This is a genomic window from Leifsonia sp. AG29 (genome assembly GCF_009765225.1).
Lineage (GTDB): Bacteria > Actinomycetota > Actinomycetes > Actinomycetales > Microbacteriaceae > Leifsonia.
Genome location: NZ_VMSF01000001.1, coordinates 2425463 through 2443756 on the forward strand (window position 1 = coordinate 2425463; position 18294 = coordinate 2443756).

The following is an 18294-nucleotide window of genomic DNA, read 5'->3' on the forward strand; positions in this document are numbered from 1 at the left end:
ATACTCGCAGGTGGCCGTCACGCGGGTGGGCGGAGCCGGCCGATCCCGAGCACTCCCCCGACTGCGCGCAAGGAGTCCCCTGTGGTCGTGCCCCGCCCCGTGTCTTCCGTGGCCGCCTCCGGCGCGCCCTTCGTCCTGACCGCGGGTGCGCGGATCAGCATCGCGGGGGCGGGGGCCGACGCGGTCGCCCGGCTGCTCCGCGACGGCCTCTCGGCCGATGGTGCACCGGAGCTCGAGATCGTGCGCGAGCCCCCCGCGTTCGGCGATGTCGCCGTCGTCGTCGCGGACCACGAGGGGCCGGAGGACCACCGGGCCGAGGGCTACGTCCTCGAGGTGACCGCCGAGGGGGTCCGGATCGGCGCCGCGACGGAGGCGGGCGCCTTCTGGGGCGTGCAGACCCTTCGGCAACTCGCCCGCCCGGGCGCCGGCGAGAGCGCAGGCGCCCCCGGCATCGCCCCCGTCCGCATCGTCGACCACCCGCGCTTCGGCTACCGCGGCGCCCTGCTCGATGTCGCGCGCCACTTCTTCACGCCGGCGGAGGTCCGGCGGTTCATCGACGGCATCGCGCTGCTCAAGGTGAACCACCTCCACCTGCACCTCACCGACGATCAGGGCTGGAGGCTCGAGATCCTGAGCCGGCCGCGCCTCACGGAGATCGGCGGTTCGACCGGCTGCGACGGCAGCCGAGGGGGCTTCTTCTCGCAGCAGGAGTTCCGTGACCTCGTCGCCTACGCGGCCGAGCGGCACATCACGATCGTCCCGGAGATCGACCTGCCGGGGCACACCACGGCGGCCCTCGCCTCCTACCCGGAGCTCAACCCGGACGGCGTGCCGCCGGCGGTCTACACCGGTCGCGAGGTCGGGTTCAGCACCCTGCTGACCGGGCATGCGCCGACCGAGCGCTTCCTCCACGACGTCATCACCGAGGTGGCCGCCCTCACGCCCGGCCCGTTCCTTCACATCGGCGGCGACGAGTGCCTGAGCACGTCACCCGAGGACTTCGACGCGTTCGTGGCGGACACGACGCGCATCGTCGCGGCGACCGGCAAGATTCCCGTCGGCTGGCACGAGATCGGCAGGGCGCCCGGGCTCGCACCGGGGACGGTCGGGCAGTACTGGGATTTCCGCGTGCCGCGCGGCCACGCGGCCGACCGCGCCCAGGCCTTCGTCCGCGGCGGCGGGCGCGTCATCATGTCCCCCGCCGACGCGGCCTACCTCGACATCGTCTACGAGGAGGGCGACACGATCGGCCAGGACTGGACCGGCGGCCCGACCGACCTGGGCACGGCCTACCGCTGGGACCCGGCGCGCATCGTGCCGGGCCTCGACGACGCGCACATCCTGGGCGTCGAGGCCGCGCTGTGGACGGAGACGGTCCCGACCATCGAGGACGCGGAGGAGATGACCTACCCGCGTCTCGCCGCGGTCGCCGAGATCGGCTGGTCCGCCGTGCCTCCCGCATCGCGGCCCATCGAGGAGGCGCGTGATCTGAACGAGTTCGCCGCCCGCCTGGCCGCTCTCGCGGAGCACTGGGACGTGCTCGGAACCCGCTACCGTCGCGTCGAGGGCGTGCCGTGGCCGGAGCCCGCGGCCTGAGCCCTGAGCGCCGGCGTCACGGGTAGCCGATGAGCCAGAGCAGGACGAGCGTCACCGGTTGCAGGGCGATGCCGCAGAACAGCACGATCGTGCGGGCGCGCCGATGGCGGGTGAGCCCGCGAGCCCCGAGGAGGGGCGACAGCGGCAGCAGGAGGCGGAAGGTGCTCTGCTGGGGCAGGAACACCGCGAACAGGTAGAGGCCGTAGCTCGCGGCGTACGAGATGACCTCCGTGCCGAGCGCCCGCACGGACGGACGGCCCAGCGTCCACGCGTACGCCGCGATGATGGCCAGCACGATCAGCGCGCCCAGCAGGCTGAGGTACCTCCAGCTGAGGAGGAACCACGGGGTCAGGGGGACGAACGCCACCCGGCCGAGAAACCCGGTCCACCACGACAGCTCGGTGCTCACGTACGCGTTCGGCGTGCCGGTGACGAGCGCGGCGATCACCGGCCACGCCATTCCGGCGACGCCCATGACGACCCCGCTGACGATGATGGCCGTGCGCTCGCGCCGTGACAGCTCGTCCTCTCCGCGCCGGGTGCGGATCAGCCGCACGAGGAAGACGATCGCGAGGGCGAGCGGCAGCGCTAGGGCGCCCGGCCTGGTGAAGGCCGCGAGCACTCCCCAGGGCAGCATCAGCCAGTACCGCCTCCGGAGCATGGCGAACAGCGCGCCGAACATCAGGAAGAAGAACATGCTCTCGGCGTACGCGATCTGCAGCACGAACGAGAGCGGCCCGAAGCAGAAGAACGCGGTCGCCCAGAGTCCGCTCGAGACACCGGCCCGCGCCGCCACCACGCGGAACAGCATCAGGCTCGCGGCGGCACCGAACAACGTCGCGACCACGAAGCCCGCCGGGTAGAAGTCGAGGCCGGTGATGAACATCGCCGCGCGCACCACGACCGGGTACAGCGGGAGGAACGCCCACGGGTTCTGCTGGATGCTGCCGTTGTCGTCGAGCGGCAGGGCGGTGGGGTACCCCTGCTCGACGATCTGGCTGTAGTACGAGCCGTCCCAGCCTCCCGAGAACGTGAAGAAGGTCGGGTTGTAGCGCGGGCCGGCGATGTCCCAGTGGGCGACCTGCGCGGTGATGAAGATCGCCAGCATCAGGGTCGTCGTGAGGAGGCGCGACACGGCGTAGACGACGAGCACGACCGCCCACCAGGGGACCTCGCGCCCGGCGAACCGGAGCCGCCGCGGCAGCGGGATCGCGGCGGACGCGGCCCGGCCTGTGATTCGCGTGGTGCCTGCCGTCATCGTCCCGTCTCGCTCGTCGATCCTCTCATCCCGCATCGGATCGTACCCGGTGCGGCCGACGCCCGGGACCACCCCCGTTCGCCACGCGCCCGGACCCGGATGTCGCCGGGCCCGTCGATCCACGATGATGGGACGAGCGTCCCGGCGCCTCGTCCGGTCCGCCCCGCACCGCCGGAGGTCCCATGCCCCTCGTCTCCACCGCCGATCTTCTCCACTCCGCAGCGTCGCGGCGCACCGGGATCGGCGCTTTCGACGTCGTCCAGCTCGAGATCGGCGAGGCGCTCGTCGCCGCGGCCGAGGAGACGCGACTGCCCGTCGTGCTGCAGATCTCGCAGGAGGGCGTGCGCTCCCACGGCGGCCTCGATGCGATCGGCCAGGCCCTCCTGGCCCTCGCGGCGACCTCGTCCGCGCACGTCGCCGTCCATCTCGACCGCGCCCAGGACGAGGAACTCGTGCGCCGCGCCGTCCACCTCGGCTTCGGCTCGGTGATGTTCGACAGCTCGGCGCGCTCCTCGGACGAGCGGATGGAGGCGACCATGCGCGTCGTCGAGTTCGCGCACGCCGACGACGTGGCCGTGGAGGCCGAACTCGGCGGCCTCCTCGGCGGAGCAACCCCCGGCGCCGGAGTCGACCCTCAGGAGGCTCGGCGCGTCGTGACCGACACCGGCCTGGACTGCCTGGCCGTCGCCGGCGGCACGGTGCTCACTGGCCGTGACCCCGGGGCCACCGCGGAATTCGACCTGGAACTGATCCGTCACCTCCGGGGGGCCGTCGCGGTGCCTCTCTCGCTCGACGGCGTCGCGGGCGCGTCCGACGAGGCCGTCGTCGCCGCGATCGACGCCGGCGTGACCAAGGTGAACCTCTCGGCCGGCCTGAACCGCTCCTTCACCGCGGCGGTGCGGGCGCGCCTGCTCGGCGACCCGGCTCTGGTCGACCCCGAGGCGTACCTGCGGGACGGCCGGGACGCGGTCGCAGCGGAGGCCGCGACGCTCCTGCGCCTTCTGGACGTGTCCGGTGCCGACGCCGATCGGGCCGCGGTGCGACGCTGACGGGCGGTCGCGTCATCCGCTCCGCCGACTCGTCCCGTCAGGGTGCACCGCCGACTCGGCGGCTCTCCCCCGGTCCGGGGCGAGTTATCCACAGTCCAGCCGCCCAACCCGGCGATGAGACGTCACTAATGGCCCGCATCGGACGGCGACACGCCGTCGGGAGGGGCCACTAGCGACCGTTCAATCCCGCGGCGGGGCGGCGGAGGCGGCGGAGGCGGCGGAGGCGGCGGAGGCGGAGGCGGCGGCTGGGGCGGGGGCGGCGGAGGCGGCGGGGGCGGGCGGCGGGGCCAGGCGGCGCAGGATGAGGACGAGCACCAGCGACACCGCGAGCAGTGCGATGTAGCACCACGGGAGCAGGAGCAGGCCGCCGAGGCCGAACACGAGGGAGCCGAGAAGCGCGCCTCCACCGATGCCCACGTTGAACGACGTCGTGTAGAGCGCGCTCGCGGTGTCGCGGAACGCGGCGGACGACTCGTGCAGCAGCCGGGTCTGCAGGAGGGGCGGAAGAGCTCCGAAGGCCAGCCCCCAGAGGATGAAGGCGGCGAGCCCCGCCACCGGCACCGCGGCGAGGACGGCGAGCGCCGCCACCGCAGCGCCCGTCACGACGAGCGCGAGCACGAGGCCGAGCTGCGGCCGGGGTCCGAACACGGAGCCGGCCAGCACGAGCCCGACGGCGCCCGCGATGCCGTAGACGAAGAGCAGCGCACCGACCTCCCCCGCCGGGACGCCCATCGGCCCGGTCAGGAACGGCACCACGAACGTGTAGAACGCGTAATGCCCGATCATCGTCACCGCCGCGATGAGGCAGACCACGACGACGAGGGGGACGGTCCGGTCGCGGGCGCGCGGGGGCGCCGGCTCGTCGGCGGCCCGCTCCCGGCGGGGCCGCCGGGGCCCGTCGGCCTCGCGCTGGACGGCCGGGAGGAACCTCCACACGACCAGCGCGCCGACCACCATGAGGACGGCGAGGATCCCGAACGACAGGCGCCAGCCGAAGAGGTGCCCGGCGAATGTGCCGAGCGGCACGCCGAAGACGAAAGCGAGGGTGCCCCCGCCGAGGGTGATCGAGACGGCGCGGCCGATCTGCTCCTTCGGCACGAGGTGACCGGCGTATGCGCCGACGATCGACCAGAACATCCCGTGCGCCATGCCTCCGAGGACGCGGGAGCCGACGACGAAGGCGTAGTCCGGCGCGATGGCGGTGAGCGCGTTGGAGACACCGAGCACCACGAGGATCCCCACGATCATGCCGTGGCGCGGCCAGCGCCGGGTGAGCGCCGTGAGCGGCGTGCTCGTGATGACGACGGTGAAGGCGAAGACGGTGACGAGGAGGCCGATCTGCGCCTCGCTGACGCCGAGCGACGCGCTCATGTCCGGGAGGAGGCCGGTCGGGATCATCTCGCTGGTGACCGAGAGGAACACCGCGGAGGCGAGGGCGATCAGCCCCACCCACGGGAACCGGGGGGCGGTCTTCAGCGACGACGACGATGAGGTGACGGTCATGTCGGTGCTGTCCAAATGGATGGCGTTCCCCGCCCGTCCGCCGCATCTCGCGGCCGTCAGGGTCAGGCGGGTCGACTACGCGCCCGTGTGCGCGCCCAGGGCCGTGCGGGATCCGCCGACCGCTGACGATTCTACCCGAGGGCCGCCACAGCGGCAGCGCTGTCGGTGATCTGGATCAGTGGCGCGTAGAGCGCCATGGCGTCGAGGGCGCGCTGGTGGTCGGCGTCGGTCAGGCCCGCGCAGGCGTCGGCCGCGACCCGCACGCGGACGCCCGCGTCGGCCGCGGCGAGCGCCGTGGAGAGCACGCAGCAGTCCGTCGAGACTCCCGCCAGGACGATCTCGTCAGCGCCGCCGAGCGCCTCCTGCAGCTCCGGCCCCCACTTGCCGAAGCGCGGCTCGGTGACGACGGGATGCCCGGTGTCACGGAAGGCGAGGACGAGGTCGTAGATGGGGTCGTCGGCGGGCACGAGCGCGAAGGGCCACTGCTCGTAATACGGCACCCACGCGCCAACCGGGCGCTCCGGAGCGACGAAGCGGGTGAAGACCACTCGCTTGCCGAAGGCCGGCACCATGCTCGCGATGACCGCCTCCGCCTCCGAGAACCGCGGCGTGAACCACTCGCTCGCGGGATTGCCGAAGACCTGCTGCATGTCGATGACGACGAGGACGGGCTCGCTCACCGCTCCTCCTGGCCGCGCACGGCCGCGCGCGCGAAGAGCAGCGTGCCGAGGAACCCGATGACCAGGGCCACGAGCACGCCGAGGTTCGCGAAGGCCCAGTCGCCCTGCTTGCCGCCGATCGGCCCGAGGAGGTAGCCCTGCCAGCTCAGCCACGGCGCGCTCGCGTTGGTCACGAGGCCCCAGCCGATCACGGTCCCGATCACGATCAGGGCGATCGGGAGCCAGCGCACGGCGCCGTAGCGGCCCGCGCGGTCGTACAGCTCCGGCTCGGCGTAGTCGCGGCGGCGGAGGGCGATGTCGGCCACGAAGATGCCGCACCAGGCGGCGATCGGCACGCCGAGCGTGATGAGGAACCCCTGGAACGGACCGACGAAGTCCGGGGCGAAGAACACGACGTAGATCGCTCCGGCCGTCATGATCACGCCGTCGACCAGGGCAGCGGCGTAGCGCGGCAGCCGGACCCCGACGCTCAGCAGGGCCAGCCCCGACGAGTAGATGTCGAGCACGGCTCCCCCGACGAGCCCGAGCACCGCGACGATGACGAAGGGCACGAGGAACCAGGTCGGGAGGAGGGAGGCGAGCGCGCCGATCGGATCGGCTCCGATCGCCTGGCTCAGCTTCTGCGACGACCCTGCGAGCAGGATGCCGAAGACGAGGAGGATCACCGGCGCGAGCGACGAGCCGAACGTCGTCCAGCCGACGACCCCGGCGCTTCGGGTGGAGCGCGGGAGGTAGCGGGAGTAGTCGGCGGCGGCGTTGACCCAGCCGAGCCCGAAGCCGGTCAGCATGAAGACGAAGCCGCCGACGATATGCGGGACGTCGCCCGCCGGAAGCGCGGCGACGGCACCGAGATCGATGTGGCCGAGCACGAGCAGGATGTAGACGACGGTCAGGATGCCCGTCACCCATGTGATCACGACCTGCATCCTCATGATCAGGTCGAAGCCGATGACGCCTCCCGCGATGACCAGCGCGACGACGACGATGAGGGCGACGAGACGCGTGACGACGCCGCCCTGCCAGCCGAGCTCCTGGAACACGGTCGCCGTGGCGAGCGCGGCGAGCGAGACGAGCACCGTCTCCCAGCCGACGGTGAGCAGCCAGGACAGGGCCGAGGGAACGCGGTTGCCGTCGACGCCGAACGCGGCGCGGCTGAGGACCATCGTGGGCGCGGAGCCGCGCTTGCCGGCGAGCGCGATGATGCCGCAGAGGAGGAACGACGCCACGATCCCGATGATGCCGACGATCGTCGCCTGCCAGAACGAGATGCCGAACCCGAGGAGGAAGGAGCCGTAGCTCAGCCCGAACACGGACACGTTCGCGGCGAACCACGGCCAGAACAGGTCGCGGGCGCGCCCCTTGCGCTCGGACTCGTGGATCGTGTTCAGCCCGTTGAGCTCGACGTTGAAGGCGGACGCCGCGCCCGTGGGCCGATCGGGTGCGTCCTCGCCGGTGGAGGTCATGGACCGATCCAAGTGCACCGTCCCTCCCCTCGTCAATCGCCACGCCCCGCAACGGCTACCCTGATCTGGTGACCGCCTCCGCCAACCACTGGGTCCTGACGTTCAGCTGCGCCGACCGCCCGGGCATCGTGCACGCGGTGAGCGGCGCGATCGTGGCCGCGCGCGGCAACATCACCGAGAGCCAGCAGTTCGCCAGCACGGACACCGGCCGGTTCTTCATGCGGCTCCAGGTCGAGTCGGAGGCGGACCGCCACGAGTTCGAACGGGCGCTCGCCCCGGTCGTCGAGCGCTTCGGGATGACGCACCGGGTCGACAACGTCGGCCGCCCCCTGCGCACGCTGGTGCTCGTCTCCAAGGCGGCTCACTGCCTCAACGACCTGCTCTTCCGTCAGCGGGCCGGCCAGCTGCCGGTCGAGATCCCGCTCGTGCTGTCGAACCACGACTCGCTCGCCGACCTCGCGGGCTTCTACGGGGTGCCGTTCGAGTCGCGCGCGGTCACCGACGCCGAGTCGAAGGCCGCGTTCGAGGCTCGCATCCTGGAGGCGGTGGAGGAGCACGACATCGAGCTCGTCGTCCTCGCCCGCTACATGCAGATCCTGTCCCCCGGCCTCTGCGAGCGGCTGGAGGGACGTGCCATCAACATCCACCACTCCTTCCTCCCCGGGTTCAAGGGCGCGAACCCGTACCGGCAGGCGCACGCCCGCGGCGTGAAACTGATCGGCGCGACCGCGCACTTCGTCACGAGCGACCTCGACGAGGGGCCGATCATCGAGCAGAACGTGGTCCGGGTCGACCACACGCGGTCGGTGCCGGAGCTCGTCGCCATCGGGCAGGACGAGGAGAGCCGCACCCTCACCCAGGCGGTCAAGTGGTTCGCCGAGGACCGCGTGCTGCTCGACGGCGCACGCACCATCATCTTCCGCTGACCCCGCCGCTACACTGATCGGGTGACTCCCGCATCCGACCAGCGCGCACCGATCTCGGTGCGGCCGAACGACATCCTCCGGTTCGTACTCGAGCTGTTCGCGGTCGTCTCGCTGGCGATCTGGGGATTCGTCGCGTGGCCCCTGCCGTGGAACATCGTGGTCGGCCTCGTCGCCCCCTCGCTCGCGATCCTCCTCTGGGCGCTGTTCCGCTCGCCGCGGGCCGTGCTCCACGTCGACCCGTTCGTCAAGGCGATCGTCGAGGTCCTCGTCATGGGCGCCGCGGCGTTCGCCTGGTGGAGCCTCGGCCAGCCGATCGTCGCCGTGGTCTTCGCGGTCGTGGCGACCGTCAGCGGCGTCATCAACGGGCGGCGCGAGTTCGCATGAGCCGGCTGGTCGTCCACGGCGCCCGCAAGATCGACGCGGCCGGGCTGGTCGATGAGTTCTGGTTCACCGCGGAGGGCGCGCACATCACCGCGACCGGCTCGGGCACGGGCTGGCACGCCGCCGCCCGTGAACCGGGCGCCGAGGTCGTCGACGCGGGCGGCCACTGGCTGACCCCCGGGTTCATCGACCTGCACTGCCACGGCGGAGGCGGCCACCCCTACGACGACGGCCGGGAGGAGATGCTGGCCGCCCTCGCCACGCACCGGGCGCACGGCACCACCCGCTCCCTGATCTCGCACGTGGCGAACCCGCTCGCCTCCCTGCGGGAGAGCCTCCGCCTCGTCGCCGAGCTCACCGTCGCCGACCCGCTCGTGCTCGGCTCCCACCTCGAGGGGCCGTTCCTCAACCGCGAGCGCCGCGGAGCGCACGACGAGGCCTTCCTCCGCGACCCCGGGCCCGAGATGGTCGAGGAGCTCATCGGCGCGGCGCGCGGAACGCTCCGCACCGCCACGATCGCCCCGGAGCTGCCGAACGCGCTCGAGTCGATCGGCGTGCTCATCGAGGCCGGCGTCGTCGTCGGGGTGGGTCACACCACTGCCGACTACGCGCAGGCCGCTCGGGCGTTCGACGTGGGAGCGCGCCTCCTGACCCATGCCTTCAACGCGATGAACGGCATCCACCACCGCGCACCCGGTCCGGTGGTCGCCGCCATCGACAACCCCGAGGTCACGCTCGAGCTGATCCTCGACGGCCTGCACGTCGACCCGTCGGTGGCGCGCCTTCTGTTCACCGCGGCGCCGGGGCGCGTCGCGCTCGTCACCGACGCGATGGCGGCGGCCGGGGCGAGCGATGGCGACTACCGTCTCGGAGGCCTGAACGTGACGGTGAAGGAGGGGCTCGCCGTCCTGTCGGGCACCTCCACCATCGCGGGCTCGACGCTCACGCAGGATGTCGCGCTGCGGAACGCCGTCACCCGGGTCGGTCTCGACCCGGTCGCCGCCGTCGCAGCCCTCACCCACGCCCCGGCGAAGGTGCTCGGCGAGGATCACCGCCTCGGCCGCCTCCACGAGGGGTATCTGGCGGACGCGGTCATCCTCGATCACGAGTGGCGGGTGCAGCGGGTGATCGCCGACGGCGCCTCCCTCGTCTGACGGCGCCTCCGCGCCTCCCCGGCCCGACCGGGTAGCGCGCCGACCGGCGTAGCGGGTTACAGCGTCTGCCAGGCGGGTTTGTGGGCGTAGGCGTAGCGGTAGTAGTCGATGTTGCGCAGCCCGGAGGCGGCGGCTTCGTCGACGAGGACGGTGACGTGCGGGTGCAGCTGGATCGCCGAGCCCGGGTTGGAGGCGCTGACCGGCCCCTCCACCGCGCCCGCGAGCGCCTCGGCCTTCCGCTCCCCGAACGCCAGCAGCATCAGATGCCGCGCCCGGAGGATGGTCGACAGGCCCTGCGTGATGCAGTGCATCGGCACCTCGTCCTCGGAGGCGAAGAAACGGGCGTTGTCCTTCCGGGTCTGCTCGGTGAGGGTCTTGACGCGGGTGACCGACGCGAACGAGGAACCGGGCTCGTTGAACCCGATGTGCCCGTCGGTGCCGATCCCCAGCAGCTGCACGTCCACGCCGCCGGACTCGGCGATGGCCTTCTCGTAGTCCGCGCCGGCGTGCTCGATGGTCTCCATCGCGCCGTTGGGGACGTGGATGAGGGCCGGGGTGAGCCCGAGCGGTTCGACGACCTCCCGGGTGATCACCGAGCGGTAGGACTCGGGGTGCCCCGCAGGCAGCCCCACGTACTCGTCCAGGGCGTAGCCGCGCACGTGCGAGACGTCGACGTTCTGCTCGGCGACCGCGCGCGCCAACGCCCGGTATACCGGCAACGGGGTCGACCCGGTCGCCAGCCCGAGGACGGCGTCCGGCTTCGACCGGATCAGCGCCAGGATGCTCGCCGCGGCGAGTTCCCCCGCCGCGTCACGATCCGCCACCACGACCACTTCGGCCATCAGTTCTCTCCTACCAGGGCCGCCCCGAGGGCGGCGACCGGGGTCCCCTCGGGCACGAGCCGGACCCGCCGGGGAAGCTGCAGCGATGCGAGGAACGGCGACGTCCGGCTCCAGCGCTCGAGCACCTCCCGCACCTGGGCGAGCAGGGGCTCACCCAGGTGGCTCAGACCGCCGCCGATGACCACCGCGTCGACGTCCACCGTCAGCACCAGGACGCGCACCGCCGAGGCGATGCCCTCCGCCAGCACGGCCGAGACGGCGAGCGCCTCCGGATCACCGGCGGCGGCAGCCGCGAACAGCGCGCGGACCGGCAGCGGGTCGTCGGTCGGCCAGTGGCGCGCTACCGCCGATCCGCTCGCCATCGTCTCGAGGCACCCGCGCTGGCCGCAGCGGCAGAGCTCTCCGGCCGGGTCGACGGGGAGGTGCCCGATCTCGCCCGCGATGCCGGTGGCGCCCCTCCACAGCGACCCGTTCACGACGATACCGGCCGCCATGCCGGTGCCGAGGTTGAGGTAGGCCATCGAGCCCCGGAGCCCGAGCACGTGGTAGGCGCCGAGGGCCGCAGCGTTGACGTCGTTCTCGAGGCGGACGCCGCGGCCGAGCCGGCCCGCGAGCAGATCGCCCAGCTCCACCCGGTCGAGCCCCAGGTTCACCGCGTGCGCGACACGGCCGGAGCTCCGGTCGACCATGCCCGGGATGCCGATGCCGATCGTGTCGAACCCCGCGGCTGCGAGCCCCGTCAGCTCCCCGATCCGCGTCACCGCCGTCACGGCGGTCTCCACCACCTCGGCCTGCCCGAACCCGGTCGAGAGGCGGACCCGCTGGGCGACCGAGCCCTGACCGTCCACGGCGACGGCATCGGTCTTGGTGCCGCCGATGTCGATGCCCAGTCTCACGCGTCCGACTCCGTTCGGTTCCGGGCCGGGTCGCCGCTCCCGTCCAGGAGCTCGAGGAGCGCTCGCCCGACCAGGCGCGAGGCGCCGAAGGTGGCCAGGTCGGCGTACGCGCGGCCGGCGTCCGGCCAGCCCATGTCTATCACGAGCACGCGGTCGTTCTGCGCGCGGAGCCGGTCGATCGTGTCGCGAGCGGACGGGTGCCGCTGGTTGTCCCTCCCGATGACGACGACGGGTGCAGAAGGGTCCGCCGCGACGGCGGCGAGCGGACACCACGGCGCCTCCCCCACGGCGATGTTCGCCTCCGTCTCGATCCGAACCACGGAGAACTGCTCACGAAGTCCGGTCAGCCACCGGCGCGCAGCCTCGGAGATCTCGAAGCTGCGGAGCACACGCGAGACGTCGTCGGAGTCCAGCTCGCCGCTCGCCGAGGAGGCGTCACCGGTCGCCGGCAGCGCGTCCGCGGCAGCGAGCGCCTCCACCCGGGACGCCGCCCGCACGATCCGCTCCTCGGAGAGGCGACCCGCGGCGACCGCCTGCGCGATCGCGTCCTCGATCTCGGTCAGCTGCTCGTCGGTGTTCCCCGTCCCGAGACAGAGGAGGTCGCAGCCCGCGGAGAGCGCCCGCACGGCCGCCTCCGGGATCCCGGTCTCGCCGCTGGCGCCGCGCATGTCGAGCGCGTCCGTCACCACGACCCCGTCGAAGCCCAGGTCGCCGCGCAGCAGCCCCTCGACGATGACGGGGCTGAAGGTCGCCGGATGCACCGCGTCGAGCTGCGGGAGGAGGATGTGCGAGGTCATCACGGCGCGGACCCCGGCGTCGACGACGGCCCGGAACGGGACGAGTTCCCGTTCCCGCAACGCGTCCGCGCCGGCATCGACGACGGGCAGCGACACGTGCGAGTCGGCCGATGTGTCACCGTGCCCGGGGAAGTGCTTCGCCGCCGCGGCGACGCCGGTGGACTGGAGGCCGCGCGTCCAGGCGACGCCGTGCGCGGCGACGAGCTGCGGGTCGGCGCCGAAGCTGCGCACGCCGATCACCGGGTTGCCGGGGTTCGAGTTGATGTCGACGTCCGGGGCGAAGTCGAGGGTGACCCCCGCCTCGCTCAGCTCGTGCCCGACCCGGCGCGCGACGGCCTCGGTGTACGCCTCGTCGCCGATCCGTCCGAGCACGGCGTTACCCGGGTAGGGCGACCCCGTCGCGTAGTGGAGCCGTGTGACGTCGCCGCCCTCCTCGTCGATGGCGATGACGGCCTGCGGGTTCGCATCGCGGATCGCCGCGGTGAGTTCGCGCACCTGGCCCGGCGAGGCGATGTTCTGACCGAACAGGCACACGCCGCCGAGTCCTGCGCGCAGCCGCTCCTCGAGCCAATCCGGGAGGGACGTGCCGAGGAAGCCGGGGAGGAGCGTGCCGGCGATGCGGCGGCGGAGCGCCTCCGGATCGGTGGAGGCGATGACGGGAGCCTCGCTCACCCCTTGACCGCCCCGCTGACGAGCCCGCTCGTCATCCGGCCTTGCACGATGAGGAAGAAGATGATCACGGGCACCGCGACGAGCGTGGAGGCGGCCATCACCTGGCCCCAGTCGGTCGCCCGGGACGCCGACTGGAGGATGAACCCGCGCAGCCAGAGCGGGAGCGTCTGGCTGCTGTTCTCCTGCAGGATGACGAGCGCCACCGTGAACTCGTTCCAGGCCTGGAGGAACGCGTAGACGCCCGAGGCCACCAGACCCGGGGCCAGGAGCGGGAAGGTGATCCGGAGGAACGCCTGGGTCCGGCTGAGCCCGTCGACCATGGCAGCCTCCTCGAGGTCGGCCGGGATGCCGGCGACGAACCCGCGGAGCATCCAGATCGTGAACGGCACGACCGCGGCGATGTAGAGGATGCTCACGCCGATCACGGTGTTCAGCAGCCCGAGCGTGCCCATGAGCTTGTACTGCGCGATGAACAGGCCCTCCGCCGGCAGCATCTGGATGAGCAGGACGGCCAGGACGAACCCCCTCCGGCCGCGGAACCGGAACCGGCTGATCGCGAGCGCCGCGAGAAAGGCGAACCCCAGGCAGAAGACGACCGTGACGAGGGCGACCACGACGCTCATGCCGAGTGCCGGGAAGAAGGTGCCACCGCCGATGACGGCCGTGAAGTTGTCGAACGAGCCGCCGAAGGGCAGCCAGGTCGGGGTGGTGCCCTGGAGGACGACGTTCGGCAGGAGGGACGAGTTCAGCATCCAGTAGACCGGGAAGACCCAGATCAGGCCGATCACGACGGCGAGGACACCGAGCAGCACCTTGGCCGGCCGGACCCGCGGACGAAGGCGGCGACCCCGCGCGGCGGAGACCTCGGCGGCGGTGGCGGCGGTCGTCATGATTCGTCCTCCTTGAGCAGCGACCGGACGTAGAACCAGCTGAGGGCGACCGTAAGGACGAGCACGAACACCGACACGGCACTCGCCATCGCGAAGTCGCTCGAGCCGACGCCGAGCTGATAGATGTACGTGCCGAGCAGGTTGGTCTCGCTCGCGATGGAGCCCTTGTCCTGGAGGAGCTTGATCTGGGTGAAGACGCGCAGATCCCAGATGATCTGCAGCAGCAGCACGATCCCCAGCACCGGCCGGATGATCGGCAGGATGATGAACCGGAGGCGCTGGGCACCGCGTGCGCCGTCCATCTGCGCCGCCTCCAGGACCTCGGTCGACACCTGGGTGAGCCCGGCGTAGACGGAGAACGCCACGAACGGCACGCTCATCCACACGACGATGATCGACGCCACGAGGAAGAACGACAGCGGGTTCTGCAGCCAGTTGTGGTTCCGGAAGTCCAGCCCGATCGATGTCAGCACCGAGTTGATCACTCCCCGCCGCCAGTCGAAGAGCCAGTTCCAGACCGTCATCGCGGCCACGACCGGCATGGCCCACGCGAGCAGGAGCGTGATCTGGAGGAAGACCCGGGAGGCGCGGCCGATCACGGTCATCAGGAGGGCCAGGCCGACTCCGATCACGACCGTGACGAACGCGGTGACCAGGCAGAAGACGATCGAGCGCGCGACCACGACCCACATGTACGGGTCCGAGAACAGCGTCACGTAGTTGTCGAACCAGACGAACGGCGCCGGCTGGCCGAACTGCTGGGCCAGGCCGAAGTGCTCCATCGAGGTGACGAGCTGCCACACCACGGGATAGCCGAGCGCGACGAGCAGGATCAGCACGGCCGGGAGCAGCAGCGCGTACGGGGTGAGCCGGAGGCGGCGCCTGCGCGCGCCCGGCGGGGTGTCCGAGGGGGGCACCACCGCGGCGGTGACGGGCTCGCGGGTCGCGGTCACGGCGCTCCTCCTTCTGTGCGGGCCCGGGCCGGGCGGCGGCGGGCGGGGATGGTCCAGGTGAAGTCTGACGGCACGGACGAGGGCGCGGAAGGGGTGCCTCCGCGCCCTCGCCCGACCGGTGTCAGGTGGTGCGGATCAGCCGTTCTTCTCGTTGAGGAGAGCGTTGATCTTGGTGTCGTACTGCTGGGCGAGGCCCTTCAGGTCGGAGGCGTCGCGGATCTTGGAGAAGAACTCCTCCATGACGTTCGCCGCCTCCACCTTGGCCCAGCCGGGAGCGGCGGGCGTCAGCTTGGAGTTCGACGCCGACGCGATGAGGGCCTTCGCGAACTGGTCGTCGCCGAGCGAGGAGGTGTACTCCTTGTTCGCCGGGCCGAGGCCGTTCTTGCCGAGCATCTCCTGGTACTGCTTCGAGAAGATGATCTTGAGGAGGGTCTTGGCGAGGCCCGGGTTCTTCGACTTCGCCGAGATGCCGATGTTCGAGCCGCCCGCGAAGACGGGGGCGGGCTTGCCGTCGGTGCCCGGCAGCACGTAGGTGCCGAATGTGGCGTCGTTCCAGGTGCGGACCGGCTTGCCGTCCTTCGTGGAGAGGTCGCCGATCGACCAGTGCGCCCAGCCGGGGGCCATGATCGTCGCGGCGGCGAGCGACGTGTCGCCCGTCTTGGTGCCGTTCGCGTCCACGGTCTGGTCGGTGTCGTTCAGGTAGATGTACTGGTTCGAGTCCTTGGCGTCGTTAGGTGCCTTGGAGGCGTTCTTGTACAGGTCCTGCAGCTGCTTCAGGCCCTTCAGCGAGTCGGCGGAGTCGAGCGTGGCCACCCACTTGCTCCCCTCCTTCTTCGCGATGTCCCCGCCGTTGGCGAAGATCCACGAGATGCCGTCGCGCCAGTCCTGGCCGCCGAGGAAGAAGCCGGAGAAGTCGGCGATGCTCTTCGGGTTCTTCGCGGTGATCTGCGCCACCGTCGAGTTGAACTCGTCGAGGGTGGTCGGCACCGAGACGCCGGCCGCCTGGTAGACGTCCTTCCGATAGAACATGTAGCGCGAGCCGAAGTAGTACGGCAGCGTGTAGTTCTTGCCGTCGACCTTGCCGGCCTCGACGAACGACGGCAGCAGGTTGTCGCCGCCCAGCTCCTTGTACATGTCGGAGATGTCGAGGAAGGCGCCGACGTTCGTGAACGTGGGCGACTGCGTGTTGCCCATCTCGGTCACGTCCGGCGTGTTGTTGGCGTCCGGGAGGGAGGTGGTGAGCTTCGTGACGATGTCTCCCCAGTCCTGCTGCTCGATCTTGAGCGTCGCTCCGGTCTCCTTGGCGAACTCCGTCTTCAGGTAGCTGCGGAGCGCGTCGGGCGTGTCGGAGCCGACGAGCCACAGCGTGACCGTCTTGCCCTTGCCGTCGGTGCTCGGAGCAGAGGCTCCGCCTGATGCGCATCCGGCGAGAACGAGAGCGGAAGCGGTGGCCACAGCGGCGAGGCCTACCAGCTTTCTCTTCATCGCGTTGTCCTTTCGTGATGTGGAGCTGTTCGTGGTGGTCGGTGGCCGCGGTCGCAGCGCACCGTCGGTGCAGGGGTCGGATTCGGCGATGCTGTGCTACGAGACCCCGAGTTGTCCGGACAGGACGAGTACGGCCGCGCCGCGCAGGACGATGTCCTGCCCCTGCGCGGTCATCCGGACGGCGAGGTCGGCGTGGTTCTCCGCCATCGTCCGGTTCCGGAGCGTGTGGACGGTCGCCTCGGCGAGCGGACCGTCGAGCAGATCGGTCGGGCCGCTGAGGACGATCTCCGACAGGTTGAGGGCGCCGACGACCGGCGCGAGCGCGATGCCGAGCCGCTGCCCGGCCTCGCGCAGGACGGGGGTGGGGTCGGCGCCGGCCTCCTCCGCCTCGGCGATCCCGCGCTGCAGCTGCGGCACGCTGAGCCAGTGCTCGAGCACCTGATCGCGGCTGTACGTCGCCTCGAGGCCGAGGTCGGTGCCGACCATGACCTGCCCGATCTCGCCCGCCGCGAAGTGGCTGCCGTAGACGAGGGCGCCGGCCACGATGAGCCCGGCGCCGATGCCGTGCCCGACGCGGATCAGCATCATGTCGCCGGTCGCTCCGCCGTAGCCGTACTCGGCGAGGACGGCCGCGTTGGCGTCGTTGGCCACGACGACCGGAAGGCCGGTCCGCTCGGCGAGGAACGACTGGAGGGGCAGCCCCACCCAGCCGAGGTTGGGAGCGGTGAGCACGGTCCCCGCCAGGTCGACGACACCCGGGGAGCCGACGCCGATGCCGAGCACCGGAGCGGTGGACGCGGCCACGAGGCCAGCGACCAGGCGCTCGACCTTCGCCAGTGCCTCCTCGCCGGTGGCGTCGTCGAGCATGACCTCGCTGGAGGTGAGGATCTCGCCATCGAGGTCCATGACCGCGCCGCGGAACCGGTCGTGGCCGCTCAGGTCGACGCCGACGATCCGGTACGCGCCGCGGTTGATGTCGAGCAGCACCGCGGGCTTGCCCGGGCGGGGCGCCTCCCGCTGGCCGAGCTCGACGACGAGGCCCTCGGCGAGGAGCTCGGCGACGAGGTCGGAGACGGTGACGCGGGTCAGGCCGGTCTCGCGGGCGAGGTCGGCCCGGCTGCGCTCCCCCGACCGGTAGAGCGTCTGCAGCACGAGCGACCGGTTGTGGCTGCGCGCGTGCTCGGGGAGGACCTTGGCGCTCGGACGGAGCGCGCGGCCGGGGGCGAACGCCGGGACGGCGTGGGCACCCGTGGCGGCACCGCGGGCCGCGGGAGCGCCGTTGCGCCCGGGGGCGACGACCCCCACCGCGGGGCCGGTGTCGGCAGCCTGTCGCTGAGCCGGCGTCGTCGCGCCTCCGGGCACCTCCGTGGTGGTCATGTTTGTTAGTAAAGCTTACGAACAATCAAAATGCAAGCATCATGTGGTCGTCGTTTCTGCGCCCGTGGCTAGGGGAGGAAGATCACGCCGGCACGCCGACAGCCGCAATCCCGGGAGGAGAACCCCGCGCGCGACCTGGCCCCGATCCTCCATTACCGCCTCCTACTGCCTCCCTCACCGCCTCGCATCACCCGGCGGAACCGGGCCCCGCAGCTCAACCGCACCCGCTGGGCCACCCGCTTGCAGCAACGGAGGGGGACACACGCGCCCGGCCGCGCCGATCCTCCGTTCGCCGCCGACACGCCAGTCGCAGCCCCAAACCCCCTCCCCTGATAACGCGACCCCGCAAACACGACGGGCCCGGCGGATCGC

16 protein-coding genes are annotated in these 18294 nt (G+C 71.6%); 5 read left to right on the forward strand and 11 right to left on the reverse strand.

Features of this window, described 5'->3' with window-relative positions; genetic code table 11:
• Positions 1-81 precede the first annotated feature (81 nt).
• On the forward strand, positions 82-1596 hold the full coding sequence (locus FPT20_RS11700; protein WP_158865465.1) for a beta-N-acetylhexosaminidase: 1515 nt from the start codon (positions 82-84) through the stop codon (positions 1594-1596).
• A gap of 16 nt (positions 1597-1612) precedes the next feature.
• On the opposite strand, the gene FPT20_RS11705 is transcribed toward FPT20_RS11700, so the two are convergent.
• Positions 1613-2854 (reverse strand): hypothetical protein, encoded by a 1242-nt coding sequence (locus FPT20_RS11705; RefSeq protein ID WP_233265493.1) that lies wholly within the window; start codon positions 2852-2854, stop codon positions 1613-1615.
• 182 nt (positions 2855-3036) lie between these two features.
• Between FPT20_RS11705 and FPT20_RS11710 the strand changes: the two genes are divergently transcribed.
• Entirely contained in the window at positions 3037-3903 is an 867-nt protein-coding gene (locus FPT20_RS11710) for a class II fructose-bisphosphate aldolase (protein WP_158865467.1), read from the forward strand.
• 180 nt (positions 3904-4083) lie between these two features.
• Here the strand turns inward: FPT20_RS11710 and FPT20_RS11715 are convergent, their stop codons facing one another.
• From FPT20_RS11715 to FPT20_RS11725, 3 genes are all read right to left on the reverse strand, one after another.
• Positions 4084-5406 (reverse strand): MFS transporter, encoded by a 1323-nt coding sequence (locus tag FPT20_RS11715; protein ID WP_158865469.1) that lies wholly within the window; start codon positions 5404-5406, stop codon positions 4084-4086.
• Between the two features lie 131 nt (positions 5407-5537).
• Entirely contained in the window at positions 5538-6086 is a 549-nt protein-coding gene (locus tag FPT20_RS11720; protein WP_158865471.1) for a cysteine hydrolase family protein, read from the reverse strand.
• Positions 6083-7549, reverse strand: a complete 1467-nt coding sequence (locus FPT20_RS11725; RefSeq protein WP_158865473.1) for a purine-cytosine permease family protein — start codon at positions 7547-7549, stop codon at positions 6083-6085. Before FPT20_RS11725 ends, FPT20_RS11720 begins: the two co-directional genes overlap by 4 nt.
• Positions 7550-7617: 68 nt before the next feature.
• Between FPT20_RS11725 and purU the strand changes: the two genes are divergently transcribed.
• Genes purU through nagA form a run of 3 tightly spaced genes read left to right on the forward strand, consistent with a single transcriptional unit; the run spans position 7618 to position 10010 of the window.
• A complete protein-coding gene (gene purU / locus FPT20_RS11730; RefSeq protein WP_442786490.1) occupies positions 7618-8475 on the forward strand; it encodes a formyltetrahydrofolate deformylase in 858 nt (285 codons plus the stop codon).
• Between the two features lie 21 nt (positions 8476-8496).
• Positions 8497-8859, forward strand: coding sequence for a YrdB family protein (locus tag FPT20_RS11735; RefSeq protein ID WP_158865476.1), 363 nt, complete (start codon positions 8497-8499; stop codon positions 8857-8859).
• Positions 8856-10010, forward strand: a complete 1155-nt coding sequence (gene nagA, locus FPT20_RS11740) for an N-acetylglucosamine-6-phosphate deacetylase (protein WP_158865478.1) — start codon at positions 8856-8858, stop codon at positions 10008-10010. The genes FPT20_RS11735 and nagA overlap by 4 nt, the downstream gene beginning before the upstream one ends.
• A gap of 56 nt (positions 10011-10066) precedes the next feature.
• On the opposite strand, the gene nagB is transcribed toward nagA, so the two are convergent.
• The 7 genes from nagB to FPT20_RS11775 all read right to left on the reverse strand — a co-directional run bounded on the left by nagB (position 10067) and on the right by FPT20_RS11775 (position 17922).
• Complete coding sequence (gene nagB, locus FPT20_RS11745) at positions 10067-10852, reverse strand: glucosamine-6-phosphate deaminase (protein ID WP_158865480.1); 786 nt, start codon at positions 10850-10852, stop codon at positions 10067-10069.
• The gene (locus FPT20_RS11750) at positions 10852-11748 is read right to left on the reverse strand and encodes an ROK family protein (RefSeq protein WP_158865482.1); all 897 of its coding nucleotides are present in this window, start codon (positions 11746-11748) and stop codon (positions 10852-10854) included. The genes nagB and FPT20_RS11750 overlap by 1 nt, the downstream gene beginning before the upstream one ends.
• Complete coding sequence (gene nagZ / locus FPT20_RS11755) at positions 11745-13217, reverse strand: beta-N-acetylhexosaminidase (protein WP_158865484.1); 1473 nt, start codon at positions 13215-13217, stop codon at positions 11745-11747. The genes FPT20_RS11750 and nagZ overlap by 4 nt, the downstream gene beginning before the upstream one ends.
• Complete coding sequence (locus tag FPT20_RS11760; protein ID WP_158865486.1) at positions 13214-14107, reverse strand: carbohydrate ABC transporter permease; 894 nt, start codon at positions 14105-14107, stop codon at positions 13214-13216. The genes nagZ and FPT20_RS11760 overlap by 4 nt, the downstream gene beginning before the upstream one ends.
• The gene (locus FPT20_RS11765) at positions 14104-15027 is read right to left on the reverse strand and encodes a carbohydrate ABC transporter permease (protein ID WP_442786508.1); all 924 of its coding nucleotides are present in this window, start codon (positions 15025-15027) and stop codon (positions 14104-14106) included. Before FPT20_RS11765 ends, FPT20_RS11760 begins: the two co-directional genes overlap by 4 nt.
• A gap of 168 nt (positions 15028-15195) precedes the next feature.
• On the reverse strand, positions 15196-16545 hold the full coding sequence (locus FPT20_RS11770) for an extracellular solute-binding protein (RefSeq protein ID WP_158865490.1): 1350 nt from the start codon (positions 16543-16545) through the stop codon (positions 15196-15198).
• Positions 16546-16641: 96 nt separating this feature from the next.
• A complete protein-coding gene (locus FPT20_RS11775) occupies positions 16642-17922 on the reverse strand; it encodes an ROK family transcriptional regulator (RefSeq protein ID WP_158865492.1) in 1281 nt (426 codons plus the stop codon).
• Positions 17923-18294: the final 372 nt, after the last annotated feature.